The sequence below is a fragment of the Flavobacterium sp. genome (assembly GCF_036741995.1).
Taxonomy (GTDB): Bacteria; Bacteroidota; Bacteroidia; order Flavobacteriales; family Flavobacteriaceae; genus Flavobacterium.
This window is the reverse complement of the sequence record NZ_DAINRG010000030.1, coordinates 1-24055: the sequence shown is the minus strand read 5'-3', so window position 1 is coordinate 24055 and position 24055 is coordinate 1. Positions and strand designations below refer to the sequence as shown.

Sequence of the window (24055 nt, the reverse complement as noted above, 5' to 3'; positions counted from 1 at the left end):
TTTTGAGAGGCTTTTTTTGTTTGTAACAGATTAAAAATGAATCATGTAGCTGTTTTGGGTTTGGTGATTATAAGATAAGTTCTAACTTATTTTATTTTTTTTATTTAATACGTAAGGAATATTCTAAATAAGGTAACATTTTATTAACATTTCTTGTAAACTCTTGAGAAATTGTTAATTTAGCGAACCGAAATAGTAAAATAACTTGTAAATTTATATTGTTTTTAATGCCCTAATCCTTGAAAACGTCACAATTTACTTATTTTTTATATCGTAATTTTTGTTAATGAACTCACAAAGAGTTGCTTAGCTTAAATGTTTTGCATTTCATCGAAAATTTAATTTTTTGGTGAAGTATATTTTATTGAAAATAATTATAAGATGTACATTTATGTCTTAGTCAGTAGGGGGAATGGTAGTAATACTTGTTCCTTAATATATAATACCACAACTAAAAAACAGCATGAAAAAAAATTTACTTACTGCCTCGAGTAATTTGTTTACCGTATTGCCCCAAAACTCCACTAGACTGCTCTATGTTTTGTTATTGGTTTTTTGTTTAGGGTTTAGTTCCCAAACACAGGCGCAGTGTACTACTGGTCCTTATCAGTATTTTGAGAGTTTTAAAAGGCCTGCGCTTTCTCCTTTTACAAGTTTGATGACGCCTGATGGATGGTCTTTTAATGGTACGGCTGCTATTACTGTAGGGGGAGCTGCTGCTAGCGCCAGGTCAGGATTGAACTTTGTCGTTTTTGGTGCTGCTCCCGGTGCTATTGGAAATAATTTAGTAACACCAGTTTTTAGTAATCCAAGCGAGATTCGATTTTTCTACAGAAGTTCCAGTAGTACTAACTGTAATTTTCTTGTAGAATGGTCAACGGATGGTTTTTCTAGTGTTGCCGGATCTTCTTCGGGGACAACAAGCGGAACTGCTTATCAGCCTTTTGTATTAAACACATTTGGAGGAGCTGCCAGTGTTCAACTTAGAATCACTTTTACTTCGGTTGTATCCGGAAGTCCTAGTTTGTTTGTAGATGATTTCTCTTCTATTTCTACTACACCTTCCTTGAATACTATAGTAGTGCCTGAGACAGGAGCTGCTGCTGCAACAATCACTTGTGATCCAGTTAATATTCCGGCTACGGGTATTTATTCTTTTTATGATCAAGGAGGGGCTAGTGATAACTATATCAAAAACCTAACACAGGTTACGCATTTTGCACCATTAGATGGTACCAGTAAAGTGCAGATTACTATTAATGCTTTTGCTGTTGACGCCTCTACTTTTGTTACTGTTTATGACGGTAGTGGGACAGGGGGTACACAATTAGTTGCTACTACTGCTACTGTAACCACTCCTTTGACGGTGACCTCTACTACCAGTAGTGGGTTGACGGTTAAGTTTGCCACTAATACAACCACAAATCCTGTGGCTGCTAATACCGGTTATGATATGACTGTAAAATGTGTTAGTGCTCCTACCATTACGAGTTTAGGTACTAGTAGTGGTTGTTTAGGTACGCCTCTGGTTATTAATGGAGCGAATTTGAGTACGCCTACCGCTGTTACTGTTGGTGGTGTTGCTGTTTCTTCTATCAGTTCCAATACCGGAACCGTTATGACTGTTATACCAGCAGCCGGTTCTTCGGGTACGGTTACGGTTACTACAGCCTTGGGTTCTGCCACCAGTGTTGCTTCCTATACGGTTAATGCTTTACCAACCATTTCTGCTCAGCCTTCCAGTGGTACGCAAACCATTTGTTTGAATGGTGCTGCTACTGCTTTAACCGTTACTGCTGCAGCGGGTAGTGGTACTATCTCCAGCTATCAATGGTATAGCAATACTTCGGCTACTACCGTGGGCGCCACTTTGGTTGCTACTAACGTTAGTGCTGCTACCAGCGATTCTTATACTCCCTTGACTAGTTCTGCGGGAACCTTATATTATTATGTTGTAGTCAATAATTCAAATGGCTGTTCTCTTGCTAGCTCCTTTACCGGAGCCATTGCGGTTAATAGTCCGGTTGCTATCACTGTATCTCCTTCCTCTTCTGCTCAAACTGTTTGCGTTGGCAGTGCTATTACTGCTCTTTCGGTTACGGCCACTGGTGGTGGGTTGTCTTATCAATGGTATTCTAATGCTGCCAATTCCAATAGTGGCGGAACTCTTATAGGAGGTGCCACGGCTTCAACTTATACACCATCCAATGCTTCGGCGATGGCTGCTACCTATTATTATTGTGTGGTTTCCAATGGTGCTCCTTGTAGCAGTTCTGCTACTAGTGCTGTTTCGGGAGCTATTACGGTTAATGCTGTTCCTACTGCGGTTACGGTTAGTACGGCAGGTACTTATTGTACCTCTACTACTTTGACTGCTGCTAATGGCGGCAGTGGTACTATTTATTGGCAAAATACCACGACTGGTGGTACCAGTACAGCTACTCCTTCGAGTAGTCAGTCGGTTTCTTCTACCGGGACTTATTATTTCAGAGCTCAGTCTGCCGCAGGTTGTTGGAGTGCTGAAGGTTCGGCTGTTGTTACTATAGTTGCAGCTCCGGGCTTGCCAAGTGTTTTGGCCGGTTCGGCTATTACTACTACCTCTTTTAGTGCCAACTGGAATTCGGTAGGTGGTGCGACGGGTTATTATTTGGATGTTGCTACGGATGTTGGTTTTACGGCTATCGTTTCGGGGTATAACAATTTGTCTGTTGGTAATGTTACCACCTATAGTGTTACCGGTTTGACTCCGGGTACTACTTATTATTATCGCGTAAGAGCATACAATGGTACTTGTTCCGGCAGTAGTTCCGGATCGGTTAGTTGTGCTACCAATGCGATTACCTATTGTACGCCTTCAGCGCCGGCAACGGCTACTACTTCTGTTAATAATTTTTCCACTTCGGGTGGGATTACCAATATTTCCAATTTAGGCACCGGATTTACGGCGGGAGGTTATGCTAATTATACTGCTCAATCTTGTTCACAATATCCGAGTTCGGCTATTAATTATTCAATTACCAGTTTGAGAACTGATTCTACGGATCAGACTTTCTTCTATTATATTTGGGTGGATTGGAATAATAATGGTTCGTTTGCTGATGCCGGAGAAACTATAGTTGCTACAACTACTTATCAGGCGGGTCCTTTTACAGGAGCGTTTAGTGTTCCTTCGGGTCAAACGGCTGGTTCTTATAGAATGCGTGTTTCTACCAGTTGGGTAGGGGCGAATACTTCTTGTGCTATTAACGGCAGTGGCAGAGGAGAAATGGAAGATTACACTATAGTTGTAGTGGCTGTGCCACCTTGTGCTTCCAGTACTCCATCGGCTTTAACTTCGGGTAGTATTACAGCTACAGGGGCTGTTATTTCTTGGACTGATGCTGCTATGACCCCAAATAGTATTTATGATTATTATGTGAATACGACTGGTACAGCTCCTTTAGTAGGGACTACACCTACGGGTACTGTTACCGGTGTTAATTCGGTTACTCTTACGGGATTGACTTTAGGAGTTCCTTATTATTTTTGGGTACGTTCTAATTGTGGTGCCCCAAGTGCTTGGGTTGGATCAGCCACATTCACTACGGTTAATCAGGATGTTGTTAATATGACAAACGGGAGTTTGACTTCTTGTAATGTTAAGTTTTATGACAGTGCTGGTTCGGCTGCTAATTATGCTAATAATGAATCCTATACTTATACTTTTTATCCTGCTTCGGCCTCTACTAAGTTAAAAGTGGTTTTCAATTCTTTCAGAACGGAGTCCGGTTGGGATGGTTTGTCTATCTATAACGGGAACAGTACTGCGGCTCCCTTGATTTCTTCCGGGTTACCGGCTGGTACCAATCCACCAACTTGTCCAGCGGGTTCTTACTATGGCACCACCTCACCGGGAACTATTTATTCTACAGCTGCTGACGGTTCGTTGACTTTTAAGTTTACTTCTGATTCTTCTTTTTCCTATAGTGGATGGGATGCTATTATCACTTGTGTTACGGTTCCTATTATCAGTAGTTTTACTCCAACGGGTATTTGTTCGGGTGCTACTCCTACGGTTACGCTTACCGGAGTTAATTTTACTGGTGCTACTTCTGTTAAATTTAATGGTGTAGTAGCTGCTTATACTGTCAATTCGGATACCTCTATTACTACTACTTTGCCTATATCGGCGACTACCGGTTATATTACTGTTTCTAATGCACAAGCTACCGGAACCAGTACGACGGTCTTTAGTGTTAATCCTATCCCAGCGACTCCGAATGCCGGTAGTGATTTGCCTCTTTGTAATGGGGATAGTATCTCATTAAGTGGAGCTTCATCAGCTACCAGTACTTCTACTGTTTTGAGTGAAGATTTCAATGCGGGGCCTTGGCCTTCTGCTTGGACCAGAACTCTTAATGGAGGGTATAGCCCGGGAGACTTCAGGACTTCTTCTGAGTTTGTTTCGGGGGGTAATTCTTGGGCTGGTAACGGGCATACCGGGTATTGCAGTTATTTTTATTCTTATTTGATTTCCAATGCTACTAGTGGTGATATGATTACCCCAGCAATGGATTTATCTTTTTATACAGCTTCAAGTTTAACGTTTTGGATTTACAATTCGGCCGGAACTGATGTCTTGAAAGTATATGCCAACAATAACAATGGTGCATATACGCAGGTGGGTAGTACTTATGCTACGTATGGTGCTTGGACACAAATTACCATCTCTCTTAATGCATACGCAGGCACTGGTTTCACGGCGGTGCGTCTTAAATTTACGGGTACCTCTGACGGCGGTAGTTCTAATATAGGTATTGATGATGTCTTGGTTACCGGTAGTACCACTGCCGGTTTTGTATGGTCACCTTCCACTGCCTTAAGTGCTACTAATGTGCTAAATCCTACTGCTAATCCAACGAGTACTATTACTTATACCTTGACTACGTCTTATGCTACAGGTTGTTCTTCTAGTGATGATGTGGTGGTTACGGTTAATCCTAAGCCAACGGTTGGTATTTCTAATCCGAGTGCCAGTGTTTGTGCTAATTCTATTCAGACCGTTACCGCTACCGGTACGGCGACTACCAATACATGGACTTCAAGCGTAGCCGGGACATTATTCTCGGATGCTACGGCCAGTACGGCTTATGTGCCGGGCACTAATACCGCTACAGTATATGTAAAAACACCTAGTACAGCTACTATTACCCTCACCGGAAGCAATGGTTTCTGTTCGAATACTGCTACGGTTACCTTTACGGTTGTAACTAAAACTTGGAGTGGTGGATTGTGGAACCCTGCGGGTCCACCATCGGGTACTGATAATCTTGTTTTATCGAGTAACTGGTCATTCGGAAGTTTATCAGGTTGTAGTTGTACTGTTACGGCAGGGACTATCGCCTTTAACAGTGGGGAGACTTTATCTTTACAAAACGGATTGAATGTTTCGGGTGGAACGGTTACTTTTAATGAGGGGTCGAGTTTAATTCAGACCAATAATGTTTCTAATTCGGGAAACATCACTTATGTGCGAAATTCTAAAGCTTCTTTTAAATACGACTATACTTATTGGTCTGCTCCGGTTAATCCTATTACCTTAGCCAGTGCTTCACCGGCTACTTCGTGGGATGGGCTCTTCCAATATAATGCGAGTATTCCTGCCTGGCAGTTAGCTCCTGCGAGTTCTAATATGTCTATTGGTAAAGGGTATATCATAAGAGTGCCTAATACCTTTAACCCAGCGCCTGCAGGGCCTGCCGCTATCCATACGGTGAGTTTTACGGGTGTTCCTAATAATGGTACCTATACGACTCCTATTTATGGTGGGTCTAATCAATTGAATTTAATTGGAAATCCTTATCCTAGTGCTATTAGTGCTGCCTTATTTGTTCAGGATGTTGCCAATTCGGCTATAGTAGATGCTACTATTTATTTTTGGACCCACAATACTGCACTGAATGCTTCTTATCAATATTCGGGTACGGATTATGCGGTTTGGAATATATTGGGTGGCACGAATACCTATCCGGCTCCTAATCCGGGGCTTAACAATACTACTCCTAATGGCAGTATTGGTTCGGGGGAAGGGTTCTTTATCAAAGGATTGTCTACGGGTGTTGCTACCTTTACCAATAGTATGAGAACGGCGACTCCGACCTCAAATACTCAATTCTTCCGATCGACTAACGCTACTACTAATGTTGGTGTTGATTCACTTGAGAAACATAGAATTTGGTTATCGGTTTTCAATGCAGAAGGTGCTTACAAACAGATGTTGGTAGGTTATGTTCAAGGAGGTACTCCGGGCATGGATAGAGGATTTGATAGTGAAATGGTTGATATCGGGAATGTTGTTGGCTTGTACACTATGGTTGAGGATAAAAAATTAAGCATCCAAGGTAAAGGCTTACCTTTTGCTACTAGTGATTTGATTCCGATAGGTTTTAAATCGACTCTTGATACCGGTTATACTATTGGCTTGTCAGATTTTGATGGTTTGTTTGCCGATCAGGCTATTTATTTAGAAGATAAGGCTCTCAATATTGTTCATGATTTGAAACAATCTGCTTATACTTTTGCTACTTCGGCGGGTACTTTTGAAGATCGTTTTGTGCTGCGTTTTACGGATGCTGCTTTGGGTGTGCCTGTCTTTACTGAGGGTGCTATAGTGGTATACAAAAATGCTGAAGGGCTACACATTAACACTGGTAGTGTGCCTATGAAAAGTGTAGTATTGTATGATGTTACGGGACGTTTGATTGCCTCTCGTACTTCTATTGGTTCCTCTGAGACTACGTTTACTACTTTGCCGGATACTGGGCAAGTGCTCTTAGTGAAAATTACTTCTCAGGATGGTATAGTAGTTACTAAAAAAATTATATACTAACAGCTTAAATGCTCCTCCTTGTGCTATAAACAAATTGTTCAGTTTCATTTTTTAGTTCACAAGGAGGTGCTTGTTTTTTTTAAAAGAAATTAATTTCCCCAAATCTAATTTCAAACTTACCGTCTGTTTTTTTACTCTTTTTTGTAGTATAAAATCTCCTTTTGTAAAAGGCTAATTGTCCTGTTGGATTCTAGTTTTTGGTTTGGTTGCACTGTTCTGCTATAGTGTTGATAAAGTATCTTTTGAGTCTATGCTACCGTTTTTTTTTTGTAGGAGATAGTGTCTTGGTTTTACTTTTAGTTTTGTCGATTAGCAGTCAGAGTTTTAACATTAATTATAGTCTACAGACTACATTGACGGTGTGTTTGTCGATTTTTATAGTTATTTATCGATGTTTTTAATTTTTGTTTAACTATTGTTTTAAAATATATATATATTAACAGCCTTTTAACAACTTGACCTAAATTTTACATGGCGAACAACTATTTACTAATGACCCCAAACCTACTTCGTTTTACCGGTACTTCTTTCATCAATGACGTAGCTTCTCTGTGTCAGTGCCAGAAGAAATCGGTAGGAGGGAACTTGTTGGTTATTTTTGTGTTGTTTTTCACTTTAACTTCCGGTCAAAAAGCCATAGCGCACAACGCTTCGAATGGTTTGTTTAAAGCTCAAATTACTTTCCTAAATTATCATTTATTAACTGCGTCGTCTCAGGGCAGAAGCAGTGGAGGCGGTGGCGGTGGCCACGGCAATGGGACTCTCTTGAGTTTGCTTTGATGCTAAGCTACTTAACAATCACTATATATCTTCCTTTATTGAGTAAAGGAAATCCAAAAAACAAAAAATTTATTTAACCCAATTTTTTAATTATGAATAACAACTACAATTCTTTGTGTAACAGTACTAGTACTACGCACAAACGAACATGGCAAAAGAAGGCGGCGATGCTGCTGTTTTTTGTTTTGTTTAGTGTTCTGGGGGTTCAAGGGCAGGTCACGGTTTCCAGTACCGGAGGTAATGGAACGGGTAACGGCTCTTACACTACTTTAGGCGCAGCCTTTTCGGCATTAGGAACAACCGCAACGGGAGTTGTCACGGTTACCATTACTGGTAATACGACAGAAGCCGTTGGTGGTGCTAGCTTAGGTGCCGGTGCTTGGACGTCTTTAACAATTGCCCCTAGTGGTGGTTCTTGGACGGTCAGTGGTGCAGCTACTGCAGGGACACCTTTAATTACGTTTAACGGTGCTGACAATGTTACTGTCAATGGTGGAGGGAACTTAACGTTCTCGAATACCACAGCTTCTGCGACATCAGGAACGTCCACATTAAAATTAGTTGCAGATGCTACTAATAACACCTTTAACGGTGTTACCATTTTGGGATCGGGATTTGCTAGTACAGGATCTAATACGGCTAACGTATGGATAAGTACTGCGACTACAACAGGTAATGACAATAACTCTTTTCAGAGTTGTAAATTTGGCCCTGCGGGAACAAATTATCCAAGTCAATTAGTTATTGGTAATGGGACTAACACTTCTTCAACAACATGTAATAGCAATGTTACCTTTAATAACTGTGAATTCTACGATTATTTTCTAGCAGGTGGTTGTATGGCCATCAACGCTGGTTCAGGAAACACAGATTGGAACATTACTAATAATAAAGTTTATCAAACCGCTTCACGTGCTATGACTAGTACCATGAGTGGTTTTGTTTTTTCCAATTCTACCTTTGGAAATAACCTTCAAATTACAGGTAATACAATAGGTTATGCTAGTAACTCTGGAACAGGAACTTTAACCCTTACTGGGACAGGTTCTTTTACAGGTATTAGTTTTACTTTACTGTCTACGGCAGCAACAACCTCTAATGTAAATAGTAATATTATATCTGATATCTCACTTACTTCTTCAACGGGTACTTTTACGGGTATTAATAATAGTACTTCTGCAAGCAGTAATACTATCAATATTAATAGCAATACAATTAGAAATATAACTAATATTGGTTCAACGGGTGCTATGCAAGCTATTTCAGCTGGTAGTGCGACTACCTTGAACTGTAATAGTAACACTATAAATAACATGACAAGAAACACCGGAGGTGTTTTTTATGGTATTATATATACTTCACCAACTACTGGTACATTTAATTTAAATACAATTTCCAATTTATCGTCTACAAGTACCTCAAGTACAAGTGCGTTTTATGGGATTTATTCGGTTTCTTCTCCTCCAAATGAGGTTTGGACCAACAATACTATTGATGGCTTGACTTCTTCAAGTACAGGCTCACAAACTATAATTGGTATTTATAATGTAACTTCGACATCGGGTAACAAAACGTGTCAAAATAACACAGTTAAAAACCTTTCTCTTCCATCGACTAGTACAGGTTCTATTTACGGTATAAGAGTTGCTTATTTAGGAGCGGCTAACGAAGTTTCCGGAAATAATGTTAATACATTAACAGGAGGAACTACTGTATATGGTATACAAACAGGTAGCTCAAGTGCGGCCGCTGTTTCAGTAACTAATATATTCAAGAACAAAGTCTACGGATTAAGTTCTTCAGTTGCTGGAGCTACTGTAAATGGTATTTACATTTCTGCAGGTTCTACTAATAATCTTTATAATAACATTGTAGGTGGTTTAACTGCTTCTGCTGCTACAGGATCAAATGCTGTAGCAGGTATTTATTTGAGCGGTGGTACTACAGATAATGTTTATTACAACACGGTTTATTTAAACGGAACAAGTTCAGGATCAGGTTTCGGATCGAGTGCGGTGTATGCTGCCACTACGCCAACTGTTGATTTAAGAAATAATATCTTTGATAATGCAACCGTTGCAACCGGATCTGGTTTGGCTGTTGCTTACAGAAGATCATCAACAACTTTGACATCTTATGCTTCTACTTCTAACAATAACATGTTTTTTGGAAGTACAATATATACCGATGGAACCAACACAGACGCTACTTTTGGCGCTTACCAAACAAGAGTAAGCACTAGAGATACTGCTTCTAAATCTCAAAACCCAACGTTTGCTAATACGGCTACCGGTTCACTTTCAACCTATTTGAATTTTGCTAACGGGGCTATTAACTTAGCAGGTGGTACTGCACAAGTCATTTCGGGTTATGCTACAGATTATGCCGGTACGACCAGAGATGCCAGTGCCCCTGATATGGGAGCATACGAGTTTGCGCAAGGTTCTATAGCTGCGCCAACGATTAGCGGATATTCTACTGCGTATAGCTCTAATCCTGTTTTACTTTGTGTAAATGGCGGTTCGGTGGTTACTATCACGGGAACTGGTTTTGATACTGTTACTGCAGTATACTTCCACGGATCAGGAGATCCTTCTGGTGTTAATACTTTAGCCGGAACTATTACAGGCTCTACGACCACTACTTTAACGGTAACCTCTCCGGCTAATGCGGTTGATGGTAGCATCACCGTAGTGAATCCGGGAGGACCGGCTACCTCTGGTTCTACTTATGCTCAAGCCCTTACCCCTACTGTAGGTGTTAGTTCGGGTGTAACTGTATGTGCAGGAACACCAACGACGCTTACGGCTACGGGTGCTGCCACCTATGGTTGGAGTCCGTCTTTAGGATTAAATGGTACTACAGGCGATACAGTTACAGCAACTCCATCGGCGACCACTACTTATACTGTAACCGGAACCAGTTCTGCTGGTTGTACGGCTACTAATACGGTAACGGTAACGGTTAGTACTACACCAGCGGTTATTACTGCGGCTTCTACGAAAACCAACGTTTGTATTGGTGGTTCGGCTAGTTTGTCTACTTCTTCCGGAAGTTTAGCTACTAACGTTGCGGAAGGATTTGAAACTTTCCCACCATCAGGATGGACGTTTATCAATGCCGGTACAGGTAATCCTTGGGCTACTTATACTACTGCGCATACAGGAACAAAATCTATGTATTGTCTGTATACTTCTGCCAATGCTGCCAATGCTTGGGCTATTTCGCCTGGGCAAAATTTGGTAGCTGGTATTACTTATTCTATTTCATATTGGTATACTACTGGAGGAGGTTATACAGAAAGTTTAAAATTGACAGTAGGTACAACTAATACCGTAGCCGCTCAAACGACTACACTGTTGAATCAACCGTCGTTGACTAATACAACCTATACCCAAGCTACTGCAACTTTTACTCCGTCAACTACTGGGACTTATTATTTTGGGTTGAATTGCTATTCAATAGCAAATCAGTATTATATTGCAGTTGATGATTTCGCTATTTCGGGCAGTATTCCGGCAACTTATGCCTGGACATCTACTCCTAGCGGATTTACTTCTTCGGTTCAAAATCCGGGAACTGTTTCTCCTACGGTATCTACTACTTATACTGTAACGGCTACTATAGGAAGTTGTTCTACTACTTCATCAGTTGCTGTAGGTGTTAATCCTCTTCCTACTATAGGTGTTAATAATGCTGCTACTTGTACCGGTGGTGCAGGAGCAACCTTAACAGCTACTGGCGGAACTTCTTATGCTTGGTCTCCGGCTACCGGATTATCGGCTGCCACAGGAGCTTCTGTTACGGCTACTCCGGGATCGACTCAGGTTTATACCGTAACCGGTACAGATGCGAATACTTGTCAAAACACGGCTACGGCTACAGTAACAGTTAATAATGCGGTTGTTATTACTACTCAACCGGCTAATCAAGTTGTTATAGAAGGTACTGACGCTACGTTTACTGTTGCCGCTACCGGCACAGGATTGTCTTACCAATGGGAAGAATTTGATGGTACATGGAATACTCTTGCCGGAGCTACCAGCGCCAGTTATACTGTAGTGGCAGCCGCTGCTACATCTAATACTCATCAATTCAGATGTATCGTTTCCGGTACGTCGCCTTGTTCACCGGTAACTACTAATGCTGCTACTTTGACTGTAGGAAATGTTAGTATCTCCTCACAACCTGTTTCTCAAACGGTTTGTAGTAATACCGATGCTACGTTTACTATCACAGCCTCAGGAACGGTTACTTCTTACCAATGGCAATATACTACTAATGGTACCAATTGGTTTGATGTACCTGGACAAACCGCTGCTTCTTTAGTGTTGAGCGGAACTACATCAGCTAACACCGGAACCAGTTTCCGTTGCGTCTTGAATGGTTCTTTGAACTCTAATTCGGCTTCGTTGACTGTTTATGATGCTATTGTTATCGGAACACAACCAACAAATCAAGCTATTTGTTCTACAGCTACTTCAGTAGCTTTTACCGCTGCTGCTACCGGAAGTGGTGCTGCTTACCAATGGCAAATGAGTACCAATGGTACTAGTTGGTCAAACGTGGGTACTAACTCAGGGACATATACTATTAGCAGTCCAACACCAAGTATGAATGGAAACCAATATCGCGTTGTTGTTAGTGGTACTTCTCCTTGTGGTGCTGTTACTTCAGATGTGGCTACTTTGACGGTAACTAATGTTACGGTTGCTGCGAGTTCGGCTTCTATTTGTATTGGGTCACCAGTGACGCTTACCGCTACTTTTACTGGTGCTCCGGGTAGTCCAACTTCTTCTTGGCAGTCAGTGACTACCGGAAGTGGGGCAGAAACTGCTGTTTCAGGGGCTACGGCTACTGTTACTCCAACAGCTGCCGGAACTTACGTTTACACGTTTACGACTAACGGAACTTGTTCTTTTACCAGAACAACTTCGGTAACGGTAAATCCATTGCCAGCTATTACGACGGCTACTGCTACCCCAACTGCGCTATGTAGTGGTTCTACGATTAATTTGGCTGCTACGAGTGTAACAAACGCAAATGGGTCGGCTTCTTTAGGAGCAGGTGGTTCTACTAGTACTCTTGCCGGTATAAATCCATTTTATGGTGGTTATGGCGGTGTAAAAACTCAATTTATCATCAAAGCTTCGGAGTTAACCGCTTTAGGTTTTGCTGCCGGTAATATTACAAGTTTAGGCTTAGATTTGACCACAGCAGGTTCTACCTTATCTGGTTTTGCATTAAGTATTGATCATACCTCTCTAACTGCTTTAACAAGCAATATAGAAACTGTAGCTAATACTGTTTACAGCGGGTCGTTTGTGCCAGCTGTAGGTGTTAATACCATTACTTTTGCCAGCCCTTTTGCTTGGAATGGTACTTCAAATATCATTTTAAGTTTCTGTTGGAGTAATAATAATACCTCTAATACTGTGTCAACAGTTAAAGTTGATGCCCCTGGATTTACAAGTTCTAATGCAAGATATGTTGATAGTAGAACTTCCAGTGAAGTTTGTTCTTATACAGGATCAACAACTCCTAGTGGATGGAATGGTTCTTCAACTACTGGGTCGTCTAGACCAAAATTTGTTATTACAGGTAATAAAGCAACCAGTTTAACTTCCAACTACACTTGGTCTTGGAGTCCAGGTGCTGTGACCGGTGCTACGGCTACTACTTCGGTAACTAATGCCAGTGGAGCAGCCGTTAATCAAGCATTTACAGCCACAGCCACTAGTGCTGCGGGTTGTAGCAGTTCGTTAACGACCAGTACAGTTAAGATTAATTCTACTATACCAACTCCTACCGGAGCAGATAGTACTCAATGTGGTACTAAAACGCCTACTTGTTCTGTGACCGGAACGGGTACATCGGGCAATACGTTCCACTGGTACACAGTGTCTACTAATGGTACTGCTATCTCCGGTCAAACGGGAAGTACTTTAGTTTCTCCATATACTATAGCCGCTACTACTACTTTCTATGTTTCGGAAGTAAGTGCAGACGGTTTGTGTGAAAGTCCACGAGTGGCTGTAATTGCTACGGTTACTAATCCTTATGCCTTCACTTTATCTTCGGGTACAGCTACTAATTGTAGTGGTTTTGCGAGTTTAACTCCGGTAACCATTGCTACTAATGGAGGTTATGATACCTATTCTTGGTCTAATTCCGCCACTGTTTCAGGAAATGAAACTACCGGTTGGACTTTTAGCCCAACGGCTACTACTACTTATACCTTAACGGCTACCGGTGGTGGTTGTTCAACTACAGCTACTGTAGCCGTTACACCTGTTGCTTTGCCAGTTGTTGCTGTAACCGCTTCACCAGCTGCTGTTTGTGTTGGAGCTTCTTCTACTTTGACAGCTCAGACGAGTGTTATAGCTGCTGGTATTGCCACGATAGGTGCAGGCGCAAGCTCTTCGACTACTTATCATAATCCATTCTATGGTTTATATAGTAATATCCATTCTCAACATATTATATTAGCTTCGGAACTTACGGCTTCAGGACTTAAAGCGGGGAACATTACTGCTTTAAGCATGAATTTCACTACGGCTAATACTGCAGCATTACTTGATTTAAAGGTTAAAATAGGTTCGACTACAGCTACTTCAGCCAGTGCTTTTGTAACTGATGCTACTACTACTGTTTATACAAACAGTTCTTTCCAATCTGTAGTAGGAACTAATACTTTTGCCTTTTCCACACCATTCAATTGGGACGGAACTTCAAATATTATGCTTGAATTCTGTTATGGGAATGCAGCTACTACAACCACTAATACTAGTGTTGTGAGTTTAGATAATACATCTTATGTTTCTTCTAATTATTTCAGAAACACTTCCGCTATTGACGGTGCTACTGCTTGTTCTTCTAATACTGTAACAGGTTCTTATTCGGCAAAACCACAATTTAAATTGTCGGGTCAAGTTGCTACTTTTGGAGTTGGTACTTTAGCTTATGCTTGGAATGATCCAGCTGCTACTACCGGAAATGTATTGACTGTAACCCCAAGTGCGACTACTACTTATACAGTATCGGGTTATAATTCAACTACAGGTTGTACAGGAACAGCTACCGGTACAGTAACTGTTTATGCTCCACCAACGGCTCCAGTAGCTACAAATGGTGCCCGATGTGGAACTGGTGTTGTTACAACCGCTACTGTTGCTGATTCTAATGGTTATACTACGCCTACCTTTAAATGGTATGCTGACAATACTACTACTACTGCTTTACAAAGCAGTACTTCTACTTCTTATACTACCAGTATTAGTGCTACGACGACATTCTATGTTTCGGTACTTAGTCCAGGTGGTTGTGAAAGTGGTAGAACGGCTATCACAGCTACTGTTAATACACCAGCTACTTTGACTGTTTCTACTGCGGCTATCGTATGTGCCGGACAAAGTACTACTTTAACTGCTAGTGGTGCTGCCACTTATACTTGGTCACCAGCTTTAGGTTTAAATGGTACAACAAGTGCTTCTGTTATCGCTACGCCAAGTGCTACGACTACTTATTCTGTTACAGGTGTAGATGCTAATGGCTGTACTACAGCCGCTGCTACTGTATTGGTTACTGTTAAGTCTAATCCTACCACAGTGAGTATTGCTCAAGGAGCTGGTTCGGTATGTGTTAATGGTGTTATGTCATTAACAGCTTCCGGTGGTAATTCTTCTGCTTCTGCAAATGTTACTTTAGGAACAGGTATAACGACTACATCAGTACAAGGCGTTACTCCTTTCGGATCAAATTATGAAGGATCAAGACAGCAATATTTAGTTAAAGCTTCTGAACTTAATGCGTTAGGTTTGTCAGCAGGGCCTATTTCCTCTGTTGCCTTTACTGTAACAGCTGCTAGTAACTATGCACAATCTAACTTTACCATTAAAATGGCTAAAACGAATGATACTGCTATAACGGGTGCTTATGGTACTCCAGTAGGATCTTTTACAACGGTTTATACTACTGCCAGTTTACCAATTCAAACTGTCGGATTAAAGACCTTTGCGTTCTCGACACCATTTACTTGGGATGGAACCTCTAATGTTTTAATTGATATTTGTCACGATAATGACATTAATGCTACTTGTTCTTCTTGTTTTTCTACAAGTGGTACTGTAGCTTATACTGCTACTAGCTTTAATTCTGTTTTTGGTAGTTATGCTGATAACGTACAAAGTTGTGGTTTGACTGCTGCGAGTGTGTTGTCTTCTACTTATTACACTTACCGACCTAATATGATTTTTGGTGGTGTTAGTCAAACGATTCCTTCCTTTACATGGTCACCTTCCACTGATTTGTATACTACATCGGATGCGGGTACTGCCTATACAGGAGGTGCTACACCAGTTGTTTATGTTAAACCATCGGGAGGTGCTGTTACTTATACAGCTACTGCCAGCAATGGTACTTGTGCTATCAGTACTACTACTACCGTAACTCCAAATCCTCAACCGGTATTCAGTTTAACGAATGCTATTATCTGTAGAGGGTCTTCAACTACCTTGACCGTAACCGGTACAGGAAGTAACTATGCATGGTCTCCTACTACAGGGTTGTCTAACATTAGTACTAACGGTGCTACTGTTACGGCTGCTCCAACGACTACCACTACTTACACTGTTACGGCTACTGATACCACTACCGGTTGTCAGTCTAGTCATACGGTAACGGTTACTGTTAGTGAGCCAGGTGCTATCTTAACTTCTGGTACGACTACTGCTCAAACTGTAGTTCCAGGACAACAAGCTGTTTTCACCGTTGCTACTGCTTCGGGTGTTACTTATACTTACCAATGGCAAGAAAATTCCGGTTCAGGTTGGGCTAACATCTCTGATGATTATGTTGCACCAAGTACCGGACATTATTTAGGAACACAAACGGCTACTCTTACTATTGATAATATTGGTGATGCTTTAGATACTCATCAATACCAATGTATAGTAACGGGAACTTCTCCGTGTGCTGCTTTGACTCCAATTGCAGGTACCTTAACTGTTAGCAGTACAGGTATCTCACAACAACCAGCTGATGTAACTTTATGTTCTTCTAGTACTGCCTCTTTCAGTATTACTACCAGTGGAGATGATCCTTATGGTATCCAATGGCAAATGAGTACTGATAACGGTGTTACTTACACAGATATAGCGGATGGTTTAGATACTACTACTGGTCTTACTTTCTTAGGCGTTGATACAACGACTTTACAAGTAAGTACTATTACTGTGGCTAACAACAATGTTAAATTCCTTTGCTTCTTGAATTTCTTCTTGCCAAGTCAAGCTGCTACTTTATCGGTTAAAAACCCAGTGGTTATTACCGGCAATCCATCAGATCAAACGGTTTGTGCCTCGGGCGGAACTGCGACGTTTACCGGAGCTGCTACAGGAGATAATTTAGCTTATCAATGGCAATTTAGTACTAATGGTGGTGCTTCATGGGCTAGTTACATTGGTACAGGAGCGAATACTACTTCTATTACCCTTACTAACCCTGCTATTGCTTCTGACGGTACTAAATATCGTTTGTTAGTAAACGGTAATGCGGCGTGTACTAGTGCTACTACTACAGTGGCTACTTTACATATCAACAATCCTACTATTACTGCTGAACCAGCTTCAGCTATTGTATTAAGAGGAAATGCTGCTACATTTACTGTTGGAGCTGCTTCAGCAACAACTTACCAATGGCAACGTTCTACTACCTTGAATGGTACATACAGCAATGTAGTGGATAATACGCCAACTGGTAATACTTATTCTGATGCAACTACGGCTACTTTAACGGTTACTACCAGTGCTACTACGGCTACGGACAATGCTAATTTCTACCGTTGTATAGTAAGCAATGGTGGTTGTACCGCTACTTCCAAAGGAGGTCAATTGACTGTTAATTACTACTGTACGCCAGCTATGACAACTGTTAGTGCTTCAGGAGATTATATTAATAATTTCACTTTTGCTGATATCTCGAACGATGCTTCAGGCGATACTGCTACAGACTACACTTATTATGATGCCCTTACAGCCAATGTGACTGCGGGAGGTAATTATCCAATCTCTATTACGGCAGGAGGTATTTCAAGTACTTATGCTATGCAGTTTAGAGTATGGATTGACTTTAATCATAATGGAAGTTTTGCTGATGCCGGAGAAAGCGTATTTGCTACTTCAGCGGCTACTTTTAGCCCTACTGCTGCTACAGGAACTGTTAGCATTCCATATGCTTCTGCCACTGTATTAACCGGAGTTACTCGTATGCGTGTTGCCGGTAGATATTCATCAGTAGTTGGTGCGGGTGCTTATTGTTTAGGAGAATCCACTTATGGGGAATTCGAAGACTATAATGTTAATATCCTTCCTACACCTGCTTGTACCAGTGGCGATTTAGTAGCCGGTACAGCTAGTACTGCTTTATCTTCTTTATGTGCTGGTAATACAGGAACTACGGTTTCACTTGCCGGAAGCACTTCAGGAGTTTTTGGGGTTACTTACCAATGGCAATATAGTACTAATGGAGGGTCTACATGGACTAATGCCTCAGGCGCTAGCGCTACTACCACTGCTTTGAGCACTGGAGCTATCGCTACGGGTAGTACTTCCTTTAAATGTATTTCTACTTGTTCTGCAGGAGGTTCTGTAGAATCTAATGTGGTTACTGTTACTGCTTTTGATCCTCAATTGACCGGTTCTACTCCGGCAGGGCGTTGTGGTACTGGTACCGTTACTTTAGGGGCTACTGCCAATGCGGGTGCTGATGTGGGTTGGTATGCTGCTGCTACCGGAGGTTCTACCTTAGGTACAGGAACCAGCTTTACTACACCAAGTATCGCGGCTACTACTACTTATTATGCTGAAGCCAATATCGGTGTAAGTACCGTAAGTGGTTTAGGAAATACTTCTATCCCTACCGCTACAGGAGCTTCTTCTGAAAGAGGTATAGTGTTTACTGTCGCTACCAATGGTACCATAGTATCTGCACAATATTATTCTCCTACTTTAAGTGTAACCAATACGGTTACGGTTAGATTGGTGAATAATGCTACTGGAACACAAGTTGGTTCTTCTTTGGTTTTACCAATTGTACAAGGTACTACCGCAGGGTTTTATACTATGAACTTGAATTTAGCTGTAACTGCCGGTACTACTTACCGATTGTTGGCCGGATTCACTCAATCTGTAAATAGAATCAGCTCGGGTGCTGATTATACGTCAGCGGCTTACAGTAATTTGACTCCAATCGGAACCATTACTAGTGGTTATGATTCGGGTATTACTACTGCTTCTTATAATTATTTCCATAATATTGTTGTAACCACTTCGGGTTGTTCTGCAACAAGAACTGCGGTTGTGGCTACTGTTACTCCAAAACCTACAGCTACTATCAGTTATGCGGGATCGCCTTTCTGTAGTACAGCCGGAATTGGATCTGTAACACTTAACGGCACCAATGCTTATACAGGAGGAACTTTTAGTTCTACTTCAGGTTTAGCGATTGACTCGACTACTGGCGCTATCGATGTTGCCGGAAGTACCCCAGGTACATATACTGTTACTTATACTACCAATGCTATTGGTAATTGTGGTGCCCAAACGGCTACTAGCAGTGTAACGATTAACCAAGCGCTGACTTCAACGTTTGCTTATGATGCTGCTACTTATTGTTCGAATGCCGGTACTGTTACTCCTACCATCAGTGGTAGTGCAGGAACATTTACGGCGGCGCCAGCAGGGTTAAGTATCAATGCTGCTACCGGAGTTATTACTCTAGCTACTTCAGCTGCCGGTACTTATACTGTTACTAATACTGTAGTGGTTGCCGGATGTTCTAACAGTGTTAGCACCGCTAGCGTTACTGTTACTACTGCGGTTGCTATCACTACACAACCTATCAGTGCTTCTGCGTTGCCAGGTGATAACGTTACTTTCACTTCGGCTGCTACCGGTACCGGTATTGCTTACCAATGGCAAGTTAATGACGGTTCAGGATGGGCTGATTTATCAGGACAAACTGCAGCTAGCTTAGCCTTGAGTGCTGTGACTATCGGTATGAATGGCTACCAATACAGAGTCGTTGTTTCGGGTGCTGGTTCTTGTGCACCAGTGACTAGTTCAGTAGCTACTTTAACAGTAGATACTGCCGCAATTTCTGTACAGCCAGTTAATGCTACTGCTTGTAGCTTTGGTGCTGATACTGCTTCTTTCTCTGTTACTACAACAGGAACGGTTACTTCTTACCAATGGCAAGTAAGTACCAATGGTACTACTTGGACTGATATTAGTAATGGTGGTATTTATGCTAATGCAGATACGGCTACCTTATTATTATCCGGTTTAGGAGTTTCTAATACTACTTGGTCATTCCGAGTTAAATTGAATGGTGGTAATGTTATTTCAAATGCTGCTACTCTAACTGTGAACACTGCTGTTGCAATTTCTACACAGCCAGCAGCTGCTACTGCCTGTTCAGGTGGTGGTGCTAGTTTCTTTGTAGTGGCTTCCGGAACTTCATTAACTTACCAATGGCAAGTGAGTACTAATGGTACTACTTGGAATGCTGTTTCAGGTGCTACTACGGCTACTTTAACGTTAAGCAGTTTATTGGCTAATACTAATGGCAATCAATATAGAGTGATTATTAGTGGTGCTTCTCCTTGTGGAGCTGTTACCTCTAACCCAGCTGTATTGACTACTAATACTGTTGTTGCTGTTACTACACCACCGGCTTCGGCTACTGTTTGTAATGCGGCTAATGCCATCTTTACAGTTGCTACTTCGGGAACAAGTCCAACTTACCAATGGCAAATGAGTACTAATGGTACTACTTATACAGACGTTTCAGGAGCTACTTCAGCTACTTTAACAGTAAGTGGTGTTACTTTAGGAATGAATGGTTATAAATATCGTGCTGTGGTATCGGGTGCTGCTCCTTGTGGAACTGCTACTTCAAGTGCTGCTACTTTAACGGTAAGTCAACCAGCTGTTCCAACGATTACGCCAAGTACTACTGACTTCTGTCCAGGTTCTATTGTTACTTTAACAGCTGGTAATATAAGTGTTAATAGTTATTCAAATAGTTTTGATGTATTGCCTTCTAGCTTTACAGCGGCTACCGTTTCTGGTACGACAACAACCTCTGCTACTTTAAGTACAACTTATCAAGCAGAAGGTACTGGTTCAGTATTGTTTAATACTACAGGAACTTCATCTGTAGCTACATATTCAATGAATACCAATGTTAATTTGGCCGGTATTTCTAATGTTCAATTGACTTTTAGTCATCAAGCTATCATGGAAAGCCCGACTACTTCATTCGATTATGGTTATGTTGAATATTCTGCTGATGGTGGTACAACTTGGGTTACTTTCCCAGCAACCAGTTATTCAGGATCTGCTGCTTCAACAGTATTTACAGGTGGAAATGCTAGATTTACTACGAAAAGTTATCCTGATTGGATTACTAACTTCACGTCACTTACTTCTCTGCCAAATAATACTTTATGGAAAGCAGAAACCTTTACCATTCCAGCAGCTGCTTTAACAAGTCAGTTTAGAATTCGTTTCCGTTACACAACCGATTCTTCTACTAACTACTATGGTTGGTTGATAGATAATGTTAAGATTAGTGTACCTAACGCTAGCACAACTTGGTCACCATCTGCAGGATTGTATACCAATGCTGGTGCTACTACTGCTTATGGAGGAGGTAATGCGACTACTGTTTATGCTAAACCGACTGATTCTACTGTTTATACAGTTACTACAGCGAATGGTTTAGGATGTACTAATTCAAATTCGGTTAGTTTACATCTAATGACACCTTCTACATTAAGTTCGGTTACACAACCTAGCATTACTTGTTCAGGTTCACAAACTACCTTTAATTTGACAGGTTTATTGCCTAGCAGTACTTCTACCATTAACTATACTGTTAATGGAGTGGCTCAAACGGCTATTACAGGTGTAGTTGCTAATGCTTCCGGAAATGGGTCGTTTACAGTTGCTTTATCAGCAGTTAATAACGGTAAAACTTTAGCGATTACTTCTATCACAAGAACAGACTTGACCCCAAGTTGTTCTACGGCCATTACAGCTAATAATACTGTAGTTATTGCCGTTCAACCATTGGTTACTTACTATGCAGATGCTGACGGTGATGGATTCGGTAATAGTGCTGTTACACAAATTACTTGTCAAGGGCAACCTTCTGGTTATGTAACTAATTCTACGGATTGTGATGATGCCGATGCTACTAAGCATGCTAGTTATCCTTTCTATGCTGATACAGATGGTGATGGTTATGGAGCAGGAAGCGCGGTTTCTTTATGTGCTGTAAATGCTACTACACCACCAGCCGGCTATTCTGTTAATAATACGGATTGTGCGCCAACTGATGCTACTAAACATGCTTCTTACTCGTTCTATACTGATGCCGATGGTGATGGTTATGGAACAGGAAGTTTGGTAAGTGTGTGTGCTGTTGATGCTACTACACCGCCTACGGGCTATTCAGTAAATAATACTGATTGTAATGATAGTGATGCTGCATCAAATGCTAACACTACAACTACAAGTAACGTAACCGCTTGTGACAGTTATACCTGGTCAATCAATGGTAGTACTTATACTGCATCGGGCACTTACTCTTATGTTGTAAACAGTTGTCATACAGAAGTATTGAATTTAACTATTTCATGTTCTTCTGTTGTTAATATTAAGTTGAATATCCAAGGTTATTATGATACAGCGACTCATGCTATGCGTCCAGTATCGTTAAATCAAGGAGTTGGTACCAGCAGTACTGATGTAGATGATATTACCGTTGAGTTGCGTGATTCTTCGAGTAATGCTCTAGTTGCTAATGCGACGGCTAAATTGTTAACTAATGGAAATGCTCAGGCTACGTTTACAACAGCGCCTAGCGGATCTTTCTATTTAGCGATTAAATACAGAAATGCAGTTCAGACTTGGAGTGCAGTTCCTGTAACTGTTGGTGCTACACCAGTTAGTTATGATTTCACTACCGCAGCTAATAAAGCTATGGGAGATAATCAGATTCAATTAGAGTCTGGTGTTTATGGAATCTATTCCGGTGATTTAAATCAGGATGATAATGTTGACGGGTTTGATTATTCAATCTGGTTAACCGATTACAATGATTTAGCATTTGGATATTATGCTAGCGATTTGAATGGAGATGGCAACGTTGATGGATTTGATTATTCTATTTGGTTATCTAACTACAATAATTTAATATATTCAATTCATCCATAATAATTTACAAGACCACCATGTGTTTACTGTTTAGTGCACATGGTGGCTTATAAAAGTTTACTGAATTTTAATAATAAAAAAAACTTTAATATGACTACAGAAATTAAAAATTTTAAAAAATCTTGGTTATTAGTTTGTTTTGCATTGTTTGCGTTTGTCAGTTCTTATTCACAAACTCACTTAACGTATACTATAACAAACTTTACATCAACGGCAAATACTTTGTCATATGATGTGTATATTACCAATGATGGTACTACTCAGGTCAAGTTAGCCAATTTAGTTGTAGGTATTAATTACAATGCCGGGATTCTAAATGGTTCAACCAACCCGGCGAGTAATACCAATTATACTTATGAGGCTAATTCGCGTTCAGCTGGTTTGAACGGTTTAAATCCTTATGGTAGTATATTTCACCAGTATAGTGCCACTAAGAATCACTTACGATTTCAAACTAATGCTCCTGCTATACTAGATGCAGCTCCTGTTTTAACCAATGGAGTGGCTTATAAAGTTGGTCGTTTTACTTTTGCTAATGCAGGAGGTGTGAATTGGACAAGTGCCAGTAATGCCATGTTGGCTTTTCAAGGTGCAGCTGTAGCAGGATATGCTACTACACAAGCCACTGTATATGTTGACGGGACTAATCCAACCTATGGTGTTGGTGCTAACATGGCATTTGTATATACCAATGCTCCTTACTTGTTGAATAACTGTACTAGTACATCATCAAGTCAATCAGCAACAGCTTGTGACAGTTATACATGGGCAGCTAATAATACTACTTATACACAAGGAGGAACTTACACTAGTGTAACGAATCTAGCGGGAGGTTGTACTGATACTAAAACATTAAACTTGACTATAACGCCAAGTTCAATCAATACAACTACAGTATCGGCATGTGATAGTTATACTTGGAATGGTACTACTTATACAGCTTCAGGCTTGTACACGGGTGCTACTGCCAATTGTGTTACTCAGAAGTTAGACTTAACGATTAACAGTAGTACTACAAGTTCCCAATCGGTAGTGGCCTGTAACAGTTATACCTGGACAGCCGGAACAGGGGCTATGTATACTGAATCGGGTACATATACTTTTACCGGAACTAATCATAGTGGAT

3 protein-coding genes and 1 pseudogene are annotated in these 24055 nt (G+C 41.0%); all 4 read left to right on the top strand.

Annotated features, from left to right (window positions below):
• Window positions 1–463: 463 nt before the first annotated feature.
• Window positions 464–6868, top strand: a complete 6405-nt coding sequence (locus tag V7D82_RS09545; RefSeq protein ID WP_333600749.1) for a GEVED domain-containing protein — start codon at window positions 464–466, stop codon at window positions 6866–6868.
• Between the two features lie 492 nt (window positions 6869–7360).
• A complete protein-coding gene (locus V7D82_RS09540) occupies window positions 7361–7648 on the top strand; it encodes a hypothetical protein (protein ID WP_333600748.1) in 288 nt (95 codons plus the stop codon).
• Between the two features lie 92 nt (window positions 7649–7740).
• Window positions 7741–22929, top strand: coding sequence for an Ig-like domain-containing protein (locus V7D82_RS09535; RefSeq protein ID WP_333600747.1), 15189 nt, complete (start codon window positions 7741–7743; stop codon window positions 22927–22929).
• A 90-nt stretch (window positions 22930–23019) separates the two neighbouring features.
• Window positions 23020–24055: pseudogene (locus V7D82_RS09530) on the top strand (hypothetical protein); the annotation flags it as partial.